Annotated in this window: 15 protein-coding genes; 9 read left to right on the top strand and 6 right to left on the bottom strand. The window is 65.1% G+C overall.

The window, feature by feature from the left end:
* Nucleotides 1–121: 121 nt before the first annotated feature.
* Nucleotides 122–2488 carry a penicillin acylase family protein gene (locus IX761_RS11180; protein WP_194789649.1) on the bottom strand — a complete coding sequence of 789 codons (2367 nt, stop codon included), beginning with the start codon at nt 2486–2488 and terminating at the stop codon, nt 122–124.
* Nucleotides 2489–2575: 87 nt separating this feature from the next.
* Here IX761_RS11180 and IX761_RS11175 point away from each other — a divergent pair, with 87 nt between their 5' ends.
* Nucleotides 2576–3142 (top strand): sugar O-acetyltransferase, encoded by a 567-nt coding sequence (locus tag IX761_RS11175; protein WP_194789648.1) that lies wholly within the window; start codon nt 2576–2578, stop codon nt 3140–3142.
* Here the strand turns inward: IX761_RS11175 and IX761_RS11170 are convergent.
* Nucleotides 3121–3690, bottom strand: a complete 570-nt coding sequence (locus tag IX761_RS11170) for a DUF6436 domain-containing protein (protein ID WP_194789647.1) — start codon at nt 3688–3690, stop codon at nt 3121–3123. The genes IX761_RS11175 and IX761_RS11170 overlap by 22 nt on opposite strands.
* Nucleotides 3691–3911: 221 nt before the next feature.
* On the opposite strand from IX761_RS11170, the gene IX761_RS11165 reads away from it, so the two are divergent.
* The gene (locus IX761_RS11165) at nt 3912–4838 is read left to right on the top strand and encodes an alpha/beta hydrolase (RefSeq protein WP_194789646.1); all 927 of its coding nucleotides are present in this window, start codon (nt 3912–3914) and stop codon (nt 4836–4838) included.
* On the opposite strand, the gene IX761_RS11160 is transcribed toward IX761_RS11165, so the two are convergent.
* Complete coding sequence (locus IX761_RS11160; protein ID WP_194789645.1) at nt 4839–5591, bottom strand: DUF2059 domain-containing protein; 753 nt, start codon at nt 5589–5591, stop codon at nt 4839–4841.
* 121 nt (nt 5592–5712) lie between these two features.
* Here IX761_RS11160 and IX761_RS11155 point away from each other — a divergent pair, with 121 nt between their 5' ends.
* Together IX761_RS11155 and IX761_RS11150 are read left to right on the top strand one after the other, a co-directional pair.
* Nucleotides 5713–6336 carry a 2OG-Fe(II) oxygenase gene (locus IX761_RS11155; protein WP_194789644.1) on the top strand — a complete coding sequence of 208 codons (624 nt, stop codon included), beginning with the start codon at nt 5713–5715 and terminating at the stop codon, nt 6334–6336.
* The gene (locus tag IX761_RS11150; RefSeq protein ID WP_194789643.1) at nt 6317–6820 is read left to right on the top strand and encodes a DUF523 domain-containing protein; all 504 of its coding nucleotides are present in this window, start codon (nt 6317–6319) and stop codon (nt 6818–6820) included. The genes IX761_RS11155 and IX761_RS11150 overlap by 20 nt, the downstream gene beginning before the upstream one ends.
* A 76-nt stretch (nt 6821–6896) precedes the next feature.
* On the opposite strand, the gene IX761_RS11145 is transcribed toward IX761_RS11150, so the two are convergent.
* The gene (locus IX761_RS11145; protein WP_194789642.1) at nt 6897–7352 is read right to left on the bottom strand and encodes a transporter substrate-binding domain-containing protein; all 456 of its coding nucleotides are present in this window, start codon (nt 7350–7352) and stop codon (nt 6897–6899) included.
* 229 nt (nt 7353–7581) lie between these two features.
* Between IX761_RS11145 and IX761_RS11140 the strand changes: the two genes are divergently transcribed.
* Nucleotides 7582–8058: a DUF4399 domain-containing protein gene (locus IX761_RS11140; protein WP_194789641.1), complete on the top strand. Its 477-nt coding sequence runs from the start codon at nt 7582–7584 to the stop codon at nt 8056–8058.
* A gap of 89 nt (nt 8059–8147) precedes the next feature.
* Here the strand turns inward: IX761_RS11140 and serA are convergent, their stop codons facing one another.
* Nucleotides 8148–9377, bottom strand: a complete 1230-nt coding sequence (serA, locus tag IX761_RS11135) for a phosphoglycerate dehydrogenase (RefSeq protein ID WP_194789640.1) — start codon at nt 9375–9377, stop codon at nt 8148–8150.
* 377 nt (nt 9378–9754) lie between these two features.
* Here serA and IX761_RS11130 point away from each other — a divergent pair, with 377 nt between their 5' ends.
* From IX761_RS11130 to IX761_RS11115, 4 genes are all read left to right on the top strand, one after another.
* Nucleotides 9755–11152: an FAD-binding oxidoreductase gene (locus IX761_RS11130; RefSeq protein WP_194789639.1), complete on the top strand. Its 1398-nt coding sequence runs from the start codon at nt 9755–9757 to the stop codon at nt 11150–11152.
* A 25-nt stretch (nt 11153–11177) separates the two neighbouring features.
* Nucleotides 11178–11843: a fumarylacetoacetate hydrolase family protein gene (locus IX761_RS11125; RefSeq protein ID WP_194789638.1), complete on the top strand. Its 666-nt coding sequence runs from the start codon at nt 11178–11180 to the stop codon at nt 11841–11843.
* A gap of 155 nt (nt 11844–11998) precedes the next feature.
* Nucleotides 11999–12925, top strand: a complete 927-nt coding sequence (locus IX761_RS11120; protein ID WP_194789637.1) for an SdiA-regulated domain-containing protein — start codon at nt 11999–12001, stop codon at nt 12923–12925.
* A 90-nt stretch (nt 12926–13015) separates the two neighbouring features.
* The gene (locus IX761_RS11115; RefSeq protein WP_194789636.1) at nt 13016–13915 is read left to right on the top strand and encodes an SdiA-regulated domain-containing protein; all 900 of its coding nucleotides are present in this window, start codon (nt 13016–13018) and stop codon (nt 13913–13915) included.
* Between the two features lie 29 nt (nt 13916–13944).
* Here IX761_RS11115 and IX761_RS11110 read toward each other — a convergent pair whose 3' ends face one another.
* Nucleotides 13945–14691 carry an NRDE family protein gene (locus IX761_RS11110; RefSeq protein WP_194789635.1) on the bottom strand — a complete coding sequence of 249 codons (747 nt, stop codon included), beginning with the start codon at nt 14689–14691 and terminating at the stop codon, nt 13945–13947.
* Nucleotides 14692–14811 lie beyond the last annotated feature (120 nt).

Below are 14811 nucleotides of genomic sequence, written 5' to 3'. Positions count from 1 at the left end.
GGGTTGCATTTGGCGCTTCTGCGCAGCCCATCGCTGGCAAGCCAGCTCCCACACGTGTTCATGGTACCTGTGGGAGCTGGCTTGCCAGCGATGGGGCGCGCAGCGGCCCCAGTGGTTGATGTCACGGTCCGGGCACCAGGCGCAACGTACTCTGCGCCGGGATCACCCCCATCCGCGCCTTGTGATAGCGCCCGTCCATGTAGTCCTCGGCCTGGTCGGCATAGTGCTTGTCGAACGGCACGCCGCTCTGCCCCACCGGGTTGATGGTCAGCGCCGCACCGGCATCGGCGAAATCGATCAGCCGCCGGGTCGAGGGCCCATAGGTCACCGGCCATGGCGCCGGGCCGATCTTCGCCGAAAGGTTGTTCGGCACTTCGTGGGTGCCGGGTGCGGCGAACGGGCCGACGTTGAACAGCAGGTTCAGCGGCTTCTTCACCCCCAGCGGGTGGTTGTGCGTCAGGGTGTGGGCCTTGCCCCATTGCCAGCTGGCCGGGTCCTTGCCGAGGGTCTTGCGCAGGTGTTCAAGGCTGCGCTGCCAGGCCAGGCGCACGACGCTGGTGCGGTCGCCGCGCGTGTCGCCGCCCCGCAGGTTCCACCAGGGTGAGCTGGGGTCGGCGGCCAGGCGCGGCAGGGCGGCGTCGATGGCGCGGATGCTGATCAGCACCGGGAACCAGGTATCGCCCAGTTCGTCATGCAACGCGGCGAAGGCCAGCTCGTAGAGGAACTGGTTGAACAGCGTGGCGCTGGTGGAGTCCAGCGGGTAGTCACCGCGCCAGGCGGCCAACTGCTCGACCAGTTCTTTCTCCTCGTCGCCCTGGGCAATGCCGCGCAGGGTGCCGAGTAGCGGTGCCAGGGTGCGCGGGCCGTAGTCGGTGCTGGTGTCCAGTTGCAGGGCCTGGCTGTTCTGGGTATCCCACTTGATGTCCGGGTTGTTCAGGTGGCGGTCGAGCTGGCGGCCGCGATCGGCCAGGTTGTAATAGCCGGGCACTGGCATCACCGCCGGTGGCTGGTAGTTGGCCGAGACGATGTAGCCGCTGGCCGGGTTCTCCTGCTGCGGGTTGGCGCTGAACGGGTAGAAACCGGGCTTGTCGGCCTGGCCATTGCTGCCGTCGAGGATGAACGTCGGGTTCACGCCGTCCGGGCGGATCGGCAGCCGCGCCGCCGCCCACCAGCCGATATCGCCACGGGCATTGGCCCACACCAGGTTCAGGCCCGGTGCCTGTACGTTCGCGGCGGCCTCGCGCATCTTGCCCAGGGTGTCGGCGCGGTTGATCTGGTAGAAGCCCTCGAGGATCGGATTCTCGGTTTCGAGAAACGCCCACCACATGGCGATGGGCGTGGCGCCGGTGGTGTCGCCCAGCACGGTGTTGACGATCGGGCCATGGGGTGAGCGGCGCAAGACGATGGGCACCGGCTGCTCGCCTTTCACGGCGATCTGTTGCTCGGTCTTCTCCAGCGTCTGCCAGCGGCCGTCGACCATCACCTGCTCTGGGTTGGCCGGGTTGGTCTTTTCGGCGATCAGGTCCACGTCGTCGTTCTGGAACATGGTCAGGCTCCAGCCGAAATCGCGGTTATGGCCGAGCAGGGCGAAGGGGTTGAGCGCCTGGAAGTAGCCGTACAGGCTGAAGCCTGGCGCCGACAGCTCGGCCTCGTACCACACCGCCGGCACGGCGAAGCTGATATGCGGGTCGCCCGCCAGCAGCGGGCGGCCGCTGCGGGTGTGGCTGCCGGCCACGGCCCAGGCGTTGCTGCCTTCGAACTGGGGGATGCCGGCATCGCCCAGGGCCTCGTGGCTGAGCCGCGCCAGCTGCTCCAGGCTGCGCCAGTCGGCGGCGGCCAGGGGCGTGGCGATGGCGCCGTCGGGCTGCCAGTCGAGGTCGAAGATCTTCAGGTACTCAGGGCCGAGCTGGTCGCGGATGTAGGTGAGCGCAGGTTCGGTGCGAAACGCCGCGGCGAAGCTGTAGGCCAGGTAGCCGGCGATGCTCAGGGTGTCTTCGGCAGTGAACGGGCGCGGCGGGATACCGAGCAGGTCGAACTCCATCGGCTTGGGGTGGGTCGCCTGCCACTGGTTCACCCCATCGAGGTAGGCTTGCAACGCTTGCCAGGCCGGGCCCTGATGGTCCTGGCGCTGGGCCATCAGCGCCGCTTGCTCGCGGATGCGCAGGCTGCGGAACAGGCGGTCGGTGGGCAGCAGCTTGTCGCCCAGCACCTCGGCCAGTTCGCCCCGGGCCAGGCGGCGCATGATCTCCATCTGGAACAGCCGGTCCTGGGCATGCACGTAGCCCAGCGCGCGGTACAGGTCCTGTTCGTTCTGCGCCTGCAGGTGCGGCACGCCGCGTGCGTCATAGCGGGCACTGACCGGCGCCTGTAGCCCGGTCACAGTCACTTCGCCGTCACGCAGGGGCTGCTTGCCCTGCACATACCAGTAACCGGTGCCGGCGGCGGCCACCGCGATCACCACGGCCAGCAGGGTCAGGCTGCGCTTCATCGAGACTCCTTGTGCACTCGAGCGAAAAATGTGGTCCGATCATCGGCGGATTCGCGCACTGAGCATAGCCCTCAACAAGGAGTTTCCATGCCCCTCAGCGAAAAACAGAAAATGCTGCAAGGCCAGCTCTACCATGCCGGTTGCCCGGAGTTGCAGGCCGAGCAGATCGCCAACAAGCACTGGATGCACCGCTACAACAGCAGCGTCGAGCTGCTCAACGAGGCGCGCCACGGCCTGCTGGTCGAGCATTTCGCCAGTGTCGGCGACGGTGCGGTGATCCGCCCGCCGTTCCACTGCGACTACGGCTACAACATCAGCATCGGCGCCAACAGTTTCATGAACTTCAACTGCGTGATCCTCGACGTGCTGCCGGTGCACATCGGTGCCGATTGCCAGATAGGCCCGGCGGTGCAGATCTACACCGCCGACCACCCGCTGGAGCCGGAGCTGCGCCGCAGTGGGCTGGAAAGCGGGCGGCCGGTGAACATCGGCGACAACGTATGGATCGGTGGCGGGGCGATCATCCTGCCCGGGGTCACCATCGGCGATAACGCGGTGGTGGGAGCGGGCAGCGTGGTCACCCGCGATGTGCCCGCGGGCGCGGTGGTGGTGGGCAACCCGGCGCGGGTGCGTCAGCCGGCCCAGGGGCAATAGCAGCCCACGGCCAGGGTGTTGCTGGCCTGGACTCGGCGGCCTTCGCTCAGCGCCTTGAGGATCGGTTCGATGAAGCTGTTGCTCGAATTGCACACTGCGCCTTCGCTGTACGGGCCGAAGTAGGCCAGGTTGCCATCGCGGTCCCAGATCGCCACGGCGGGCGTGGCCGGCAGCTGTGCGCTGCCGGGCAAGGCGGCCAGAGGCTTCAGCGCATCGAGGTTGGCGGGTAGCTGGCCATGGCTGCCGGGCTTTTGCAGCACATGGAAGCTGACGCCCTGCGGCGCGAAGTGCTCCACCAGTTCGCCCAGGTGTTGCTGGTTGCCGACGTTGCACGGGCAGGCCGGGTCCCAGAAATGCACCACGCGGATCGGGCCGGGGCCGGCCAGCTCCGGCGGCAGGCGCAACTGGCTGCCGTCGAACAGCGTCGCCTGGTTGTCGAACGGGCGCAGGTAGCGGGCCTGGAAGCTGGCGTAGGCCCACCACAGGGTGGCGGCGCAGAGCAGGGTGGCAAGGGCGCCGAGCAGTGTTTTGGTGTTTCGCGATGACATGTTTGATTCGCAGCACCTGGGAGCGGTACAGGACCCTGTGGGAGCGGGGTTGCCCGCGAAAGCGTCAGCAGGATCACCCGCGTTGCCAGGCCTGGCGCATTCGCGGGCAAGCCCGCTCCCACAACGGAACGGTGTTGCTCGTTGAAAGGCGCCAAGCTTGCCACGGCGCTGCCATAAGCTGAATATCCCAGATCAATACTCGCTTCGTTGTGGATGTACTGATGCCTGCCGCTTTCCAGCCCGACTTGTTGCGCGCCAGCCTGGCGCCGCTTGCCGAACGTCAACCGCTGTCCGCTCAAGCCCGCGACTACCAGCGCTTCTACGGCCTGGACCTGGGCGTGCCCAGCTGGCTTGGCGGCTTTCGCGCGGCGGGCTTCGAACTGGTAGGCCAGGCCTGGCTGCCCGCGCAGCCGGTGGCGACGCTGTTCCTGCTGCACGGCTATTACGACCACATGGGCCTGTACCGGCATGTCATCGAGTGGGCATTGGAGCAGGGCTATGCAGTGATCAGCTGTGACCTGCCTGGGCATGGGTTGTCCAGCGGCGAGCGGGCCAGCATCGATGACTTCGCTGTGTATCAGCAGGCCCTCGATGCACTGTTCGAGCAGGCGCACCAGCTCGAGCTGCCGCACCCCTGGCACCTGTGCGGGCAGAGCACCGGCGGTGCCATCGTGGTCGATCACCTGTTGCACTGTGGCGAACGCAGCCCCGCCGACGGCGAGGTGATCCTGCTGGCGCCGCTGGTGCGGCCACGGTCTTGGGCGTGGTCGAAGCTCAGTTATCGGGTGCTGCGTCATTTCGTCAACGGCATCGAGCGGCGCTTCAGTGAGAACACCAACGACCCGGCGTTCCTGCCGTTCCTCGAAGCCGACCCCTTGCAGCCGCGACGCTTGCCGACGGCCTGGGTGGGGGCGCTGATGAAGTGGGTCAGGCGCATCGAGGCGGCGCCGCGCAGCACGCGGCGGCCATTGATCGTGCAGGGGGAGGCGGACGCCACGGTGGATTGGCCCTACAACCTCAAGGTGCTCAGGGCCAAGTTCGCCGAGCCGCAGATCCTCATGTTGCCCGAGGCGCGGCACCACCTGGCCAACGAGCTACCGAGCATCCGCCAGCGTTACTTCGATTTCATCGATCAGCGCCTGGGCTGATCAGTTCAGGTCATTGGCGTTCTGGCCGACGGCCAGGGCGGCGCGCACGGCGGCCACGGCTGCCTTGTAGTAGGCCTGGCCATCGGCCGACTCGGCGAAGTTGGCGAACGCCTCAAGCTCGGTGTCCGACAGGTCGCGGTACACGTACAGCAGGGTGTTGTTCAGGTCTTCGCCCACCTGGTTCATCAGCCGTTGGCGCTGGCCGTCGAGCAGGCCTTGGGCCTGGCCGGCCGCGAACAACCCGGGGAGCATCGAACTGAGGCTGTCGGCGGCCACCCCGGCGATCGCCAGGCTCACTTCGGCACCGGCCTCGCGGGCGGGCAGGGCCTGGGCCAGGTGGCCGACGATCAGCAGGCGGTTGTCGCTGGCCTGGATCTTCGGCAGGCCCTTGGCGTTCTTGGCCAGCTGGTCCTTGCGCGTGGCGAGCAGTTCGGCGGCCACCACCTTGCGCCCCAACGGCGACTGGAAAAAGGCCAGGGCCGGCGTGGGGTTCTTGAGGTTGCTGCGCAACTGCGCCTGGGCGCGGCGGTCCATGGCCTGGGCCTGGAAGCGCTGGTTGCTGTTGTTGACCAGCGCCTGGTAGACCGCAGGCGGCAGGCTGTTGCGGTAGCGCTGCTGGGCGGCGCTCACGGCATCGTTGAAATGGGCGCGCTGGTCGGGCCAGCCGGCGGCCTTGTACAGCTGATCGAGGCTGTCTGCCCAGACAGGCATGGTGCAGATCATCAGCAGAAGCAGGGAAAACAGACGGCGCATTCAGGACTCCTGTCGGCAGGCCGCTATTGTCCTAGGCGTGGCGGGGCTTTGTCGAGTCGCCAGCGCGGCTTCCTGACCAAGTGGCGCTGTGCGAGCGCAGGCCGAATGGCTATGATGCGCCATGCACATTCCTCTCGAACATCCGCTGCTGTCGACAATCGTCGATGACCTGGCCACCCGTGGCTGGTCGCAGCAACCCCTATTCCTGCCGGACGACCTGTCACGCGCGCTCGCGGCCGAATGCCGGCGCCGATACGCCGAGGGCGAGCTCAACCCTGCCGGGGTGGGGCGCGGCGCCGGGCAAGAGATCCGCGAGGCCATTCGTGGCGACCAGATCCAGTGGCTCGAACCGGGGGAATCGCAGGATTGCGACCGTTACCTGGAGGCGATGGACAGCGTGCGCCAGGCGATCAACCAGGGCTTGTTCCTGGGCCTGGAAGATTTCGAGTGCCATTTCGCCCTGTATCCGCCGGGTGCCTTCTACAAGCGCCACCTCGACCGTTTCCGCGACGACGACCGGCGTGCGGTGTCGGCGGTGTTCTACCTCAACGAGGGCTGGCAGCCTGAGGATGGCGGCCAACTGCGCATGTTCCTGCAAGATGACACCGAGCACGACGTGCAGCCGCTGGCTGGCACGCTGGTGGTCTTTCTCTCGGGCGACGTCCCCCACGAAGTCCTGCCGGCTGGGCGTGAGCGCCTGTCGTTGACAGGTTGGTTCCGCCGCCGTGGCAACGACCCGTTCTGACCTGCCCAAGGTACTCGTCAGCGCCTGCCTGCTGGGGCAGCCGGTGCGCTACGACGGGCGCGCCAGTGGCCATCCCGACTTGCTGCAACGCTGGCAGGGCGAAGGGCGGGTCGTGCCGCTGTGCCCGGAAGTGGCCGGTGGCCTGGCTACGCCGCGCCCACCCGCGGAAATCCCGGGCGGGCAGGGGGGGTATGTGCTGGATGGGCAGGCACGGGTGCTGACGGTGGCTGGCGAGGATGTCAGCGAGGCATTCCTGGCCGGGGCGCGGCTGGCGCTGGAGCTGGTGCGTCGGCATGGCATTCGCGTGGCGGTGCTCAAGTCCGGGAGCCCGTCGTGTGGCAACCGGCACACCTACGATGGCAGCTTCACCGGTGTGAAAGTGGCCGGGGAGGGCGTGACCACGGCACTGTTGCGCCGCGAAGGGGTGCAGGTGTTCAGCGAGCTGGAGCTGGCCGAGGCTGAACAGGCATTGGCGGCCCTGTAGGAGCCAGCGTTGCTGGCGAACCGCTTCACGCCGCGTTCAGCCTTGTTCGCCAGCAAGGCTGGCGCCTACGGGGGAGTCACTGCAGCCATTTCTGTTCCAGCGCAGTCAGGCGGCCATCGTCCTTGATCCGCTGCAAGGCTCTGTTCACGGCGCTTTCGAAGGCCGGGTTGCCTTTCTGGAAGGGGATCACCAGGTGCTCCTGGCCGAATGGCTCGCTGGTCGCCAGCGCGAGCGCATGTTCCGGGTCGGGCTTGTTGAAGGCGATGTCGTACTTGCCGCTTTTCACCCCGGGCAGCACCTCTTCAGCCGGGGCTTCGATGAACTCGGCGCGCACATCCAGTTCCTTGGCCAAGGCCCTGCCCAGTTCGATATCGAAACCGATCAAGTGTTCGTCTTGCCTGAACGCGTGGGGCGCCGCGTCGCTGATTACGGCGATGCGCAATTCTTCGCGGTCGTTGATTTCATCGATCAGTTCGGCCTGGGCCAGTGGACAGAACAACACGGCGAGCAGTACGCCAATGGTCAAACGCATGAGTGCCCCTATTTGTACTTGGCAGATGAATTTCATTCGCCGGACCTTTCTTCCTTCGCCCCGGTCGAACGCAGGCTATGACCCCAGCCCTCCCTTTATGTTTAACCGTGCCGCAAAAAAATCTGCCGCACTGTTTGAACCTCTGGCGGTGCATCTGGACTATGGTGAATTACCGCTTCGCAGCGTTTAAGTGATAGCGGTCAATTGAAGTGAATCACAGGAGAAGTGAATGAAAAGCCTATTGTCGCGTGCTGCCGTCGCCAGTCTGTTGATGGGGGTATCGGTATTCGCCGTTGCCGCGGACGCACTCAAGAGCCAGCAGCCACCGGAAGGCGCCAAGGTGTTCATCGTTTCCCCCGCCGACGGCGCCACGGTCGACAAGACCTTCACCGTCAAGTTCGGCATCGAGGGCATGGGCCTCAAGCCCGCGGGTGACCAGACCCCGCACACCGGCCATCACCACCTGCTGGTGGATGTCGACAAGCAGCCGGTAGCCGACATGCCACTGCCCACCAGCCTGATGCCAGAAAACAATGCCCCGCTGCCGGCCGGCCCGCAGGTGCTGCACTTCGGCAAGGCGCAGACTGAAGCGACCATCACCCTCACGCCGGGCAAGCACACCCTGCAACTGGTGCTGGGCGACAAGTATCACGTGCCGTTCAAGCCGAGCGTCGAGTCGCAGAAGATCACGGTCAACGTCAAGTAAGGCAGCCGCGGCTGCTACGGGATTGATTTCGCAGCGCCAATAAAAAAGGGAGGCCACCAGGGCCTCCCTTTTTCATGCAGCGGGAAAACTTAGAACAGTACGCGCGAGCGAATGGTGCCCTTCACGTGCTGCAGTTTTTCCTGGGCCAGGTCCGAGTACTCGGCGTCCACGTCGATCACCACGTAACCCACTTTCTCGTCGGTTTGCAGGAACTGACCGGAGATGTTGATACCGTTCTCGGCGAACACTTTGTTGATCTCGCTGAGCACGCCCGGGATGTTTTCGTGGATGTGCAGCAGGCGGTGCTTGCCTGGGTGGGCCGGCAGGGCCACTTCAGGGAAGTTGACCGACGACACGGAAGTACCGTTGTCGCTGTACTTGACCAGCTTCTCGGCCACTTCCAGGCCGATGTTGGCCTGGGCTTCGGCGGTGGAACCACCGATGTGCGGGGTGAGGATGACGTTGTCCAGGCCACGCAGCGGGCTTTCGAACTCTTCGTCGTTGGTGCGCGGCTCCACCGGGAACACGTCGATGGCGGCGCCGATCAGGTGCTTGTCCTTGATCGCAGCGGCCAGGTGGTCCAGCTCGACCACGGTGCCACGGGCGGCGTTGATCAGGATCGCGCCCTTCTTCATCGCGCGGATTTCCTTCTCGCCGATCATCCACTGGGTGGAGGGCAGCTCGGGGACGTGCAGCGAGACGATGTCGGCCAGGCCCAGCAGCTCGTTCAGGTTGGTGACCTGGGTGGCGTTGCCCAGCGGCAGCTTGGTCAGCGGGTCGTAGAAGTAGACCTGCATGCCCAGGCTCTCGGCCAGTACCGACAGCTGGGTGCCGATCGAGCCGTAGCCGACGATGCCCAGTTTCTTGCCACGGATCTCGAAGGAGTTGGCCGCGCTCTTGATCCAGCCGCCACGGTGGCAGGAAGCGTTCTTCTCAGGGATGCCGCGCAGCAGCAGGATGGCTTCGGCCAGCACCAGCTCGGCTACCGAACGGGTGTTGGAGTACGGTGCGTTGAACACCGCGATACCGCGCTCACGGGCTGCGCTCAGGTCGACCTGGTTGGTGCCGATGCAGAAGCAGCCGACCGCGACCAGTTTCTTCGCACAGTCGAAGACCTCTTCGGTCAGCTGGGTGCGCGAGCGGATGCCGATGAAGTGGGCATCGGCGATCTTTTCCTTCAGTTCTGCATCAGGCAGCGAGCCTGTGAGGTACTCGATATTGGTGTACCCGGCAGCCTTCAGGGTATCCACCGCATTCTGGTGGACGCCTTCAAGAAGAAGGAACCTGATCTTGCTCTTGTCGAGAGAAGTCTTGCTCATCTGCGTAAACCTGTATCCCGGAGAAAAATGGCGAGGGGGGTGAAGCGGCGCGGCGTCGTGCTTTGCACCAATCCCTTCAAAGTGCCCTGATTTTGCGTTTGATCCGAGCCTGAGGGGGCTGCTGTGCAGCCCTTTCGCGACACAAGGCCGCTCCTACAGGACACCGCGTCTCTCTGTAGGAGCGGCCTTGTGTCGCGAAAGGGGCGCGAAGCGGCCCCAACGGACGTAAATCGGATGCAAATGCCGGGCACCTTGAAGGGGTTGGGCCTTAGCACGAACAGCGGGAGGGCTATGCTAGCATACGCGACCTGATCTGAGCTTATCCCGCCAGGTGAAGCGTGCTCAGGGTGACTATGAATAAGTCGAGGGTTCCGGCGATGACCCACTGCGCAGTAATTGATGAGCTGATGACCCTGGTCGACCCCGGCAAGGTCCTCACCGACCCCGCTTCGCTCGAGGCCTACGGCAAGGACTGGACCAAGCACTACCCACCCGCGCCCAGCGCCATCGTCTTCCCCAAAAGCATCGAACAAGTGCAGGCCATCGTCGCCTGGGCCAACCGGCACAAGGTCGCCCTGGTACCGTCCGGCGGGCGCACCGGCCTGTCAGGTGGCGCCGTCGCCGCCAACGGCGAAGTGGTGGTGGCGTTCGACTACATGAACCAGATCCTCGGTTTCAACGCCTTCGACCGCACCGTGGTCTGCCAGCCGGGGGTGATCACCCGCCAGCTGCAACAGTTCGCCGAGGACCAGGGCCTGTACTACCCGGTGGATTTTGCCTCCAGCGGCTCCAGCCAGGTAGGCGGCAATATCGGCACCAATGCCGGCGGGATCAAGGTGATTCGCTACGGCATGACCCGCAACTGGGTGGCCGGGCTGAAAGTGGTCACCGGCAAGGGCGAGCTGCTCGAGCTGAACAAGGACCTGGTCAAGAACGCCACCGGCTACGACCTGCGCCAGCTGTTCATCGGCGCCGAAGGCACCCTGGGCTTCGTGGTCGAGGCCACCATGCGCCTGGACCGGGCGCCGCGCAACCTTACGGCGATGGTGCTGGGCACGCCGGACTTCGACTCGATCATGCCGGTGCTGCACGCCTTCCAGGGCAAGCTCGACCTGACCGCCTTCGAGTTCTTCTCCGATAAGGGCCTGGCCAAGATCCTCGCCCGTGGTGACGTCCCCGCACCCTTCGAAACCGCTTGCCCCTTCTATGCACTGCTGGAGTTCGAGGCCAGCACCGAGGAGGTGGCCAACGAGGCGCTCGCCACCTTCGAGCACTGCGTCGAACAGGGCTGGGTGCTGGACGGGGTGATGAGCCAGAGCGAAACGCAGCTCAAGAACCTGTGGAAGCTGCGCGAGTACCTGTCCGAGACCATCTCCCACTGGACACCCTACAAGAACGACATCTCGGTCACCGTCTCCAAGGTGCCGGCGTTCCTGCGCGACATCGACGCCATCGTCGCCGAGCATTACCCCGACTACGAAGTGGTCTGGTACGGCCACATCGGCGACGGCAACCTGCACCTGAACATCCTCAAGCCCGAGCACATGAGCAAGGACGACTTCTTCGCCTCGTGCGCCAAGGTCAACAAGTGGGTGTTCGAGATCGTCGAACGCTACAACGGCTCGATCTCCGCCGAGCACGGCGTGGGCATGACCAAGCGCGACTACCTGGGTTACAGCCGCTCGCCGGATGAAATCGCCTGCATGAAAGCGATCAAGGCGGTGTTCGACCCGAACGGCATCATGAATCCGGGTAAGATCTTCGCTCCCGAATAAAAAGCAGTATTCACAGGAGTCGGCCATGAGTTACCAGCACCAGTACGTAGACGGCACGCGCATCCACTTCCCGCTGGGCAAGGTGGTGTGCATCGGCCGTAACTACGCCGAGCATGCCAAGGAACTGGACAACCCCATCCCCAGCGAGCCGCTGCTGTTCATCAAACCCGGTAGTTGCGTGGTGCCCCTGGAAGGCGGCTTCAAGATCCCGAGCGAACGCGGTTCGGTGCATTACGAAGCCGAGATCGCCGTGCTGCTGGGCAAGCCGCTTTCCACCCACCCGTCCGAAGAAGAAGTGCTCGACGCCATCTCCGGTTTCGCCCCGGCGCTGGACCTCACCCTGCGGGATCTACAGGCGAAGCTGAAGGAAAAAGGCCTGCCCTGGGAGCTGGCCAAGAGCTTCGACGGTGCCTGTGTGCTGCCACCCTTCGTTTCGGCGGGCACCTACGAGGACCTGACCGACATCGGTATCCGCCTGACCGTCAATGGCGAAGTCCGCCAGGACGGCAACAGCGCGCTGATGCTCAACCCGATCGTGCCGATGATCCAGCACATGGCGGCGCACTTCTCATTGCAGGCGGGCGACGTGATTCTCACCGGCACGCCAGCGGGCGTGGGGCCGTTCACTGTGGGTGACGAGCTGGTGTTGGAACTTCCCGGCGTCAGCCGGTTCGAAGGCCGCGTGCTCTGACGCTGCGGGCACGACGGTAGCCCTGCTGCCGTCGTGTGGCCATCACCTGGTGGCATTTGTCGTTTTTTTCACAAACGATCCGGATAATGCGCAGTTTCATGTCCGTTCGCCGACGTTAAGGAAGACATCACGGCTCATTACCAGGAAACCCTTCAATGGCCATCCCGTCCACCGCTCCTGTTCCGCCCACCCGCAAACGCCATGCCCTGCTGCGTTGGCCGGTCTGGCTCGCTGCACTGGCGCTGATTGGCTATGGGCTGGCCGTGGCCATGCATTGGGATGACCGTGGGCTGCTGTGGATAAAAGAGCGCTTCGAGACCCCGGGCGAGCGCCAGGAGAGCATCTGGCTGCCGGACTATGTGGCAGACATCGATGCCAAGCCGCTGCCAGGGATGGAGCGCGACGAAGCTTCGGACCTGGCGTTCAACCCGCAGACCCGCACGCTGTTCGCGGTGATGGGCAAGCACCCGTTCCTGGTCGAGCTGACGCTCGAGGGCGATGTGCTGCGCAAGATGCCCCTGGTGGGCTGGTCCAATCCGGAAGGAGTGGCGGTGTTGGAGGACGGCCAGATCGCCATCGTCGACGAGCGCAATCACGACCTCACCGTGGTGAAGGTGGACGCCAGCACCACCACGCTGAATCGCGCAGACTTCCAAAGCCACGACCTGGGCGAGGCCGACAAGGGCAACAAGGGCTTCGAGGCCATTGCCTGGGATGCGATGCGCCAGCGCCTGGTCATCGGCGAGGAACGCCCGCCCCGGCTGTACACCTGGAGCACCGACGGGCGCAGCCCGCTCAAGGGCGACAAGCAGGCGCTGCCTAGCGATGAGCTGGACCTGCGCAACCTCTCCGCGTTGGCGGTCGACCCGCGCACCGGCCACCTGCTGGTGCTGTCCGCCGACTCCAACATGCTGCTGGAGCTGGACGAGAAGGGCGAGCAGGTCAGCTTCATGACCGTGCTTGGCGGTTTCAACGGCCTGAAGGACACCATCCCACGGGCCGAAGGCGTGGCCATGGACGACCAGGGCAACCTGTATTTCGTCAGTGAGCCCAACCTGTTCTATCGCTTCAGAAAGCACTGATATCGCCATCAGACAATTCGCCCGCTGGCATTAAGCTTCGCTTCAGTTGCTGATGGTTAGATGCACGCTCCTTTACCCGAGTCTGCCTGCATGCGCCGTAACCACCGTCTGATTGCCGCCTTCTTCGTGATTGCTTCGCTGCTTGCCCTGGGCGTGGCGGGGCACGAGTTTCGCCTGTTCGAGCGCGGATGGTTCAACCTCAAGGCCTGGTGGCAGCCTGCCGAGCAAAGCATGGGGCTTGACCGCTACCGGATGGTAGTGGAGGCGCAGCCCATCGAGGGGCTGGACGACGACATTTCGGCGCTGACCTACGACCCCGACCGCAAGAGCCTGTTCACCGTGACCAACGCCAAGTCCGAGCTGATCGAGCTGTCGCTGGACGGGCGTGTGTTGCGCCGCGTGCCGCTGACCGGCTTCGGCGACCCCGAGGCGGTGGAGTACGTGGGCCCCAACAGCTACGTGATCACCGACGAGCGCGAGCAGCGGTTGATCCGTGTGCGCCTGGACGACGACACCCTGTTCCTCGACGCCAACGATGCCGAGCAGTTGTCGCTGGGCATTGGCCTCAACGGCAACAAGGGCTTCGAGGGCCTGGCCTACGACTCGGCTGGCAAGCGCCTGTTCGTGGCCAAGGAGCGCGACCCGATGATGATCTACGAGGTGCACGGCTTCCCCCACGACAACCCCGACAAGCCTTACGCCGTGCATGTGGTGCAGGACCGCAAGCGTGACCGGCGGCTGTTCGTGCGCGACCTGTCCAGCCTGCAGTTCGATGAGCGCAGCGGGCACCTGCTGGCGTTGTCGGACGAGTCGCGCTTGGTGCTGGAGCTGGATGTGAAGGGCCGACCGTTGAGCACGCTGTCGTTGCGCAAAGGCTTCCAGGGCTTGAAACAGACGGTGCCGCAGGCAGAAGGGATTGCCATGGACGACGCCGGGACCATCTACCTGGTCAGCGAGCCGAACCTGTTCTACGTGTTCAAGAAGCCCTGAGCCCCCCGCGTGGGCGATGCATGCGGGGCTCAGGCCTCCAGGCTCACCTCGCCCAGATGCCCGCCGAACGGCCCGAAACTGCGTTCGACCATTCGCCGCCGCCCTTGGTCGTCCACGATCAACACCGTGCTTGCCCGCGTCCCGTAGTTCTGGCTGGCGATGAATACGCTCGACAGCAGCCTTTCGGTCGCCATGCCTACGCCGGTTTCCGGCAACTCGCCATCGGCTGCCGGTACGGCATCGGCCAGCAACGCCAACAGGCGCTGTGGGTCGGCCGACGCCAACAGCGCCTGTAGCCCGCAGCGCGCCTTGACCAGCTTCGGCCAAGGAGTGTCGAGCCCCGCGTTCGACAGCCCATAAACGCCGGGCTCCAGCAGACGGGGTGCCGGGGCCCGGGCATGCAGGTAGCCCAGGCGCTCGCCATCGCCTACCAGCAGGTTGAACCCCGAATACTGCGCGCTGCGGCTGGCCACTTCATCCAGATAGGCCTCCACCGCCAGTTCGCCGCGCAGGTACGCCGCCACCAGCTCGCCCCGCGAGCGCGGCCCCAGTGGCTGCCCTGGGTCACGGATGTTGGTCAGTGCCGCGAAGCGCCCGCCCGGCCCGACCCCAAGCCAGGTGCCGCCGGCTTCCAGGTCGCGCCCGGCATGTACCCCCGGCGCATCCTCCCAAGCCGTCAGGGCCTGGGTCGGGCGGGCGTAGAACTCGTCGCGGTTGGCGGCGACGATCAGCGGCAGGGCATGCCCCGGCCGCCAGGCGAATACGATCAGGCACATAGGTTGTCCCCTGTGTTTTCGGCCACTCTACCCGTGGCGCCGGTGCCGATCCATCACCTGACACAGACTTCACTAGAGCGCCAGGCGTGGCTTCCGTTACCATGCCGGATTGTTTTCCAC

Source organism: Pseudomonas sp. UFMG81 (genome assembly GCF_015354575.1).
Classification (GTDB): domain Bacteria; phylum Pseudomonadota; class Gammaproteobacteria; order Pseudomonadales; family Pseudomonadaceae; genus Aquipseudomonas.
Note: the sequence above shows the minus strand (reverse complement) of the source record. Positions and strands in the feature narration are given on the sequence as shown.

Bases quoted from the DNA above. Each gene is read 5' to 3' on its own strand.
- IX761_RS11180 (WP_194789649.1), bottom strand. From the start codon at position 2,488: ATGAAGCGCAGCCTGACCCTGCTGGCCGTGGTGATCGCGGTGGCCGCC.
- IX761_RS11175 (WP_194789648.1), top strand. From the start codon at position 2,576: ATGCCCCTCAGCGAAAAACAGAAAATGCTGCAAGGCCAGCTCTACCAT.
- IX761_RS11170 (WP_194789647.1), bottom strand. From the start codon at position 3,690: ATGTCATCGCGAAACACCAAAACACTGCTCGGCGCCCTTGCCACCCTG.
- IX761_RS11165 (WP_194789646.1), top strand. From the start codon at position 3,912: ATGCCTGCCGCTTTCCAGCCCGACTTGTTGCGCGCCAGCCTGGCGCCG.
- IX761_RS11160 (WP_194789645.1), bottom strand. From the start codon at position 5,591: ATGCGCCGTCTGTTTTCCCTGCTTCTGCTGATGATCTGCACCATGCCT.
- IX761_RS11155 (WP_194789644.1), top strand. From the start codon at position 5,713: ATGCACATTCCTCTCGAACATCCGCTGCTGTCGACAATCGTCGATGAC.
- IX761_RS11145 (WP_194789642.1), bottom strand. From the start codon at position 7,352: ATGCGTTTGACCATTGGCGTACTGCTCGCCGTGTTGTTCTGTCCACTG.
- IX761_RS11140 (WP_194789641.1), top strand. From the start codon at position 7,582: ATGAAAAGCCTATTGTCGCGTGCTGCCGTCGCCAGTCTGTTGATGGGG.
- serA (WP_194789640.1), bottom strand. From the start codon at position 9,377: ATGAGCAAGACTTCTCTCGACAAGAGCAAGATCAGGTTCCTTCTTCTT.
- IX761_RS11130 (WP_194789639.1), top strand. From the start codon at position 9,755: ATGACCCACTGCGCAGTAATTGATGAGCTGATGACCCTGGTCGACCCC.
- IX761_RS11125 (WP_194789638.1), top strand. From the start codon at position 11,178: ATGAGTTACCAGCACCAGTACGTAGACGGCACGCGCATCCACTTCCCG.
- IX761_RS11120 (WP_194789637.1), top strand. From the start codon at position 11,999: ATGGCCATCCCGTCCACCGCTCCTGTTCCGCCCACCCGCAAACGCCAT.
- IX761_RS11115 (WP_194789636.1), top strand. From the start codon at position 13,016: ATGCGCCGTAACCACCGTCTGATTGCCGCCTTCTTCGTGATTGCTTCG.
- IX761_RS11110 (WP_194789635.1), bottom strand. From the start codon at position 14,691: ATGTGCCTGATCGTATTCGCCTGGCGGCCGGGGCATGCCCTGCCGCTG.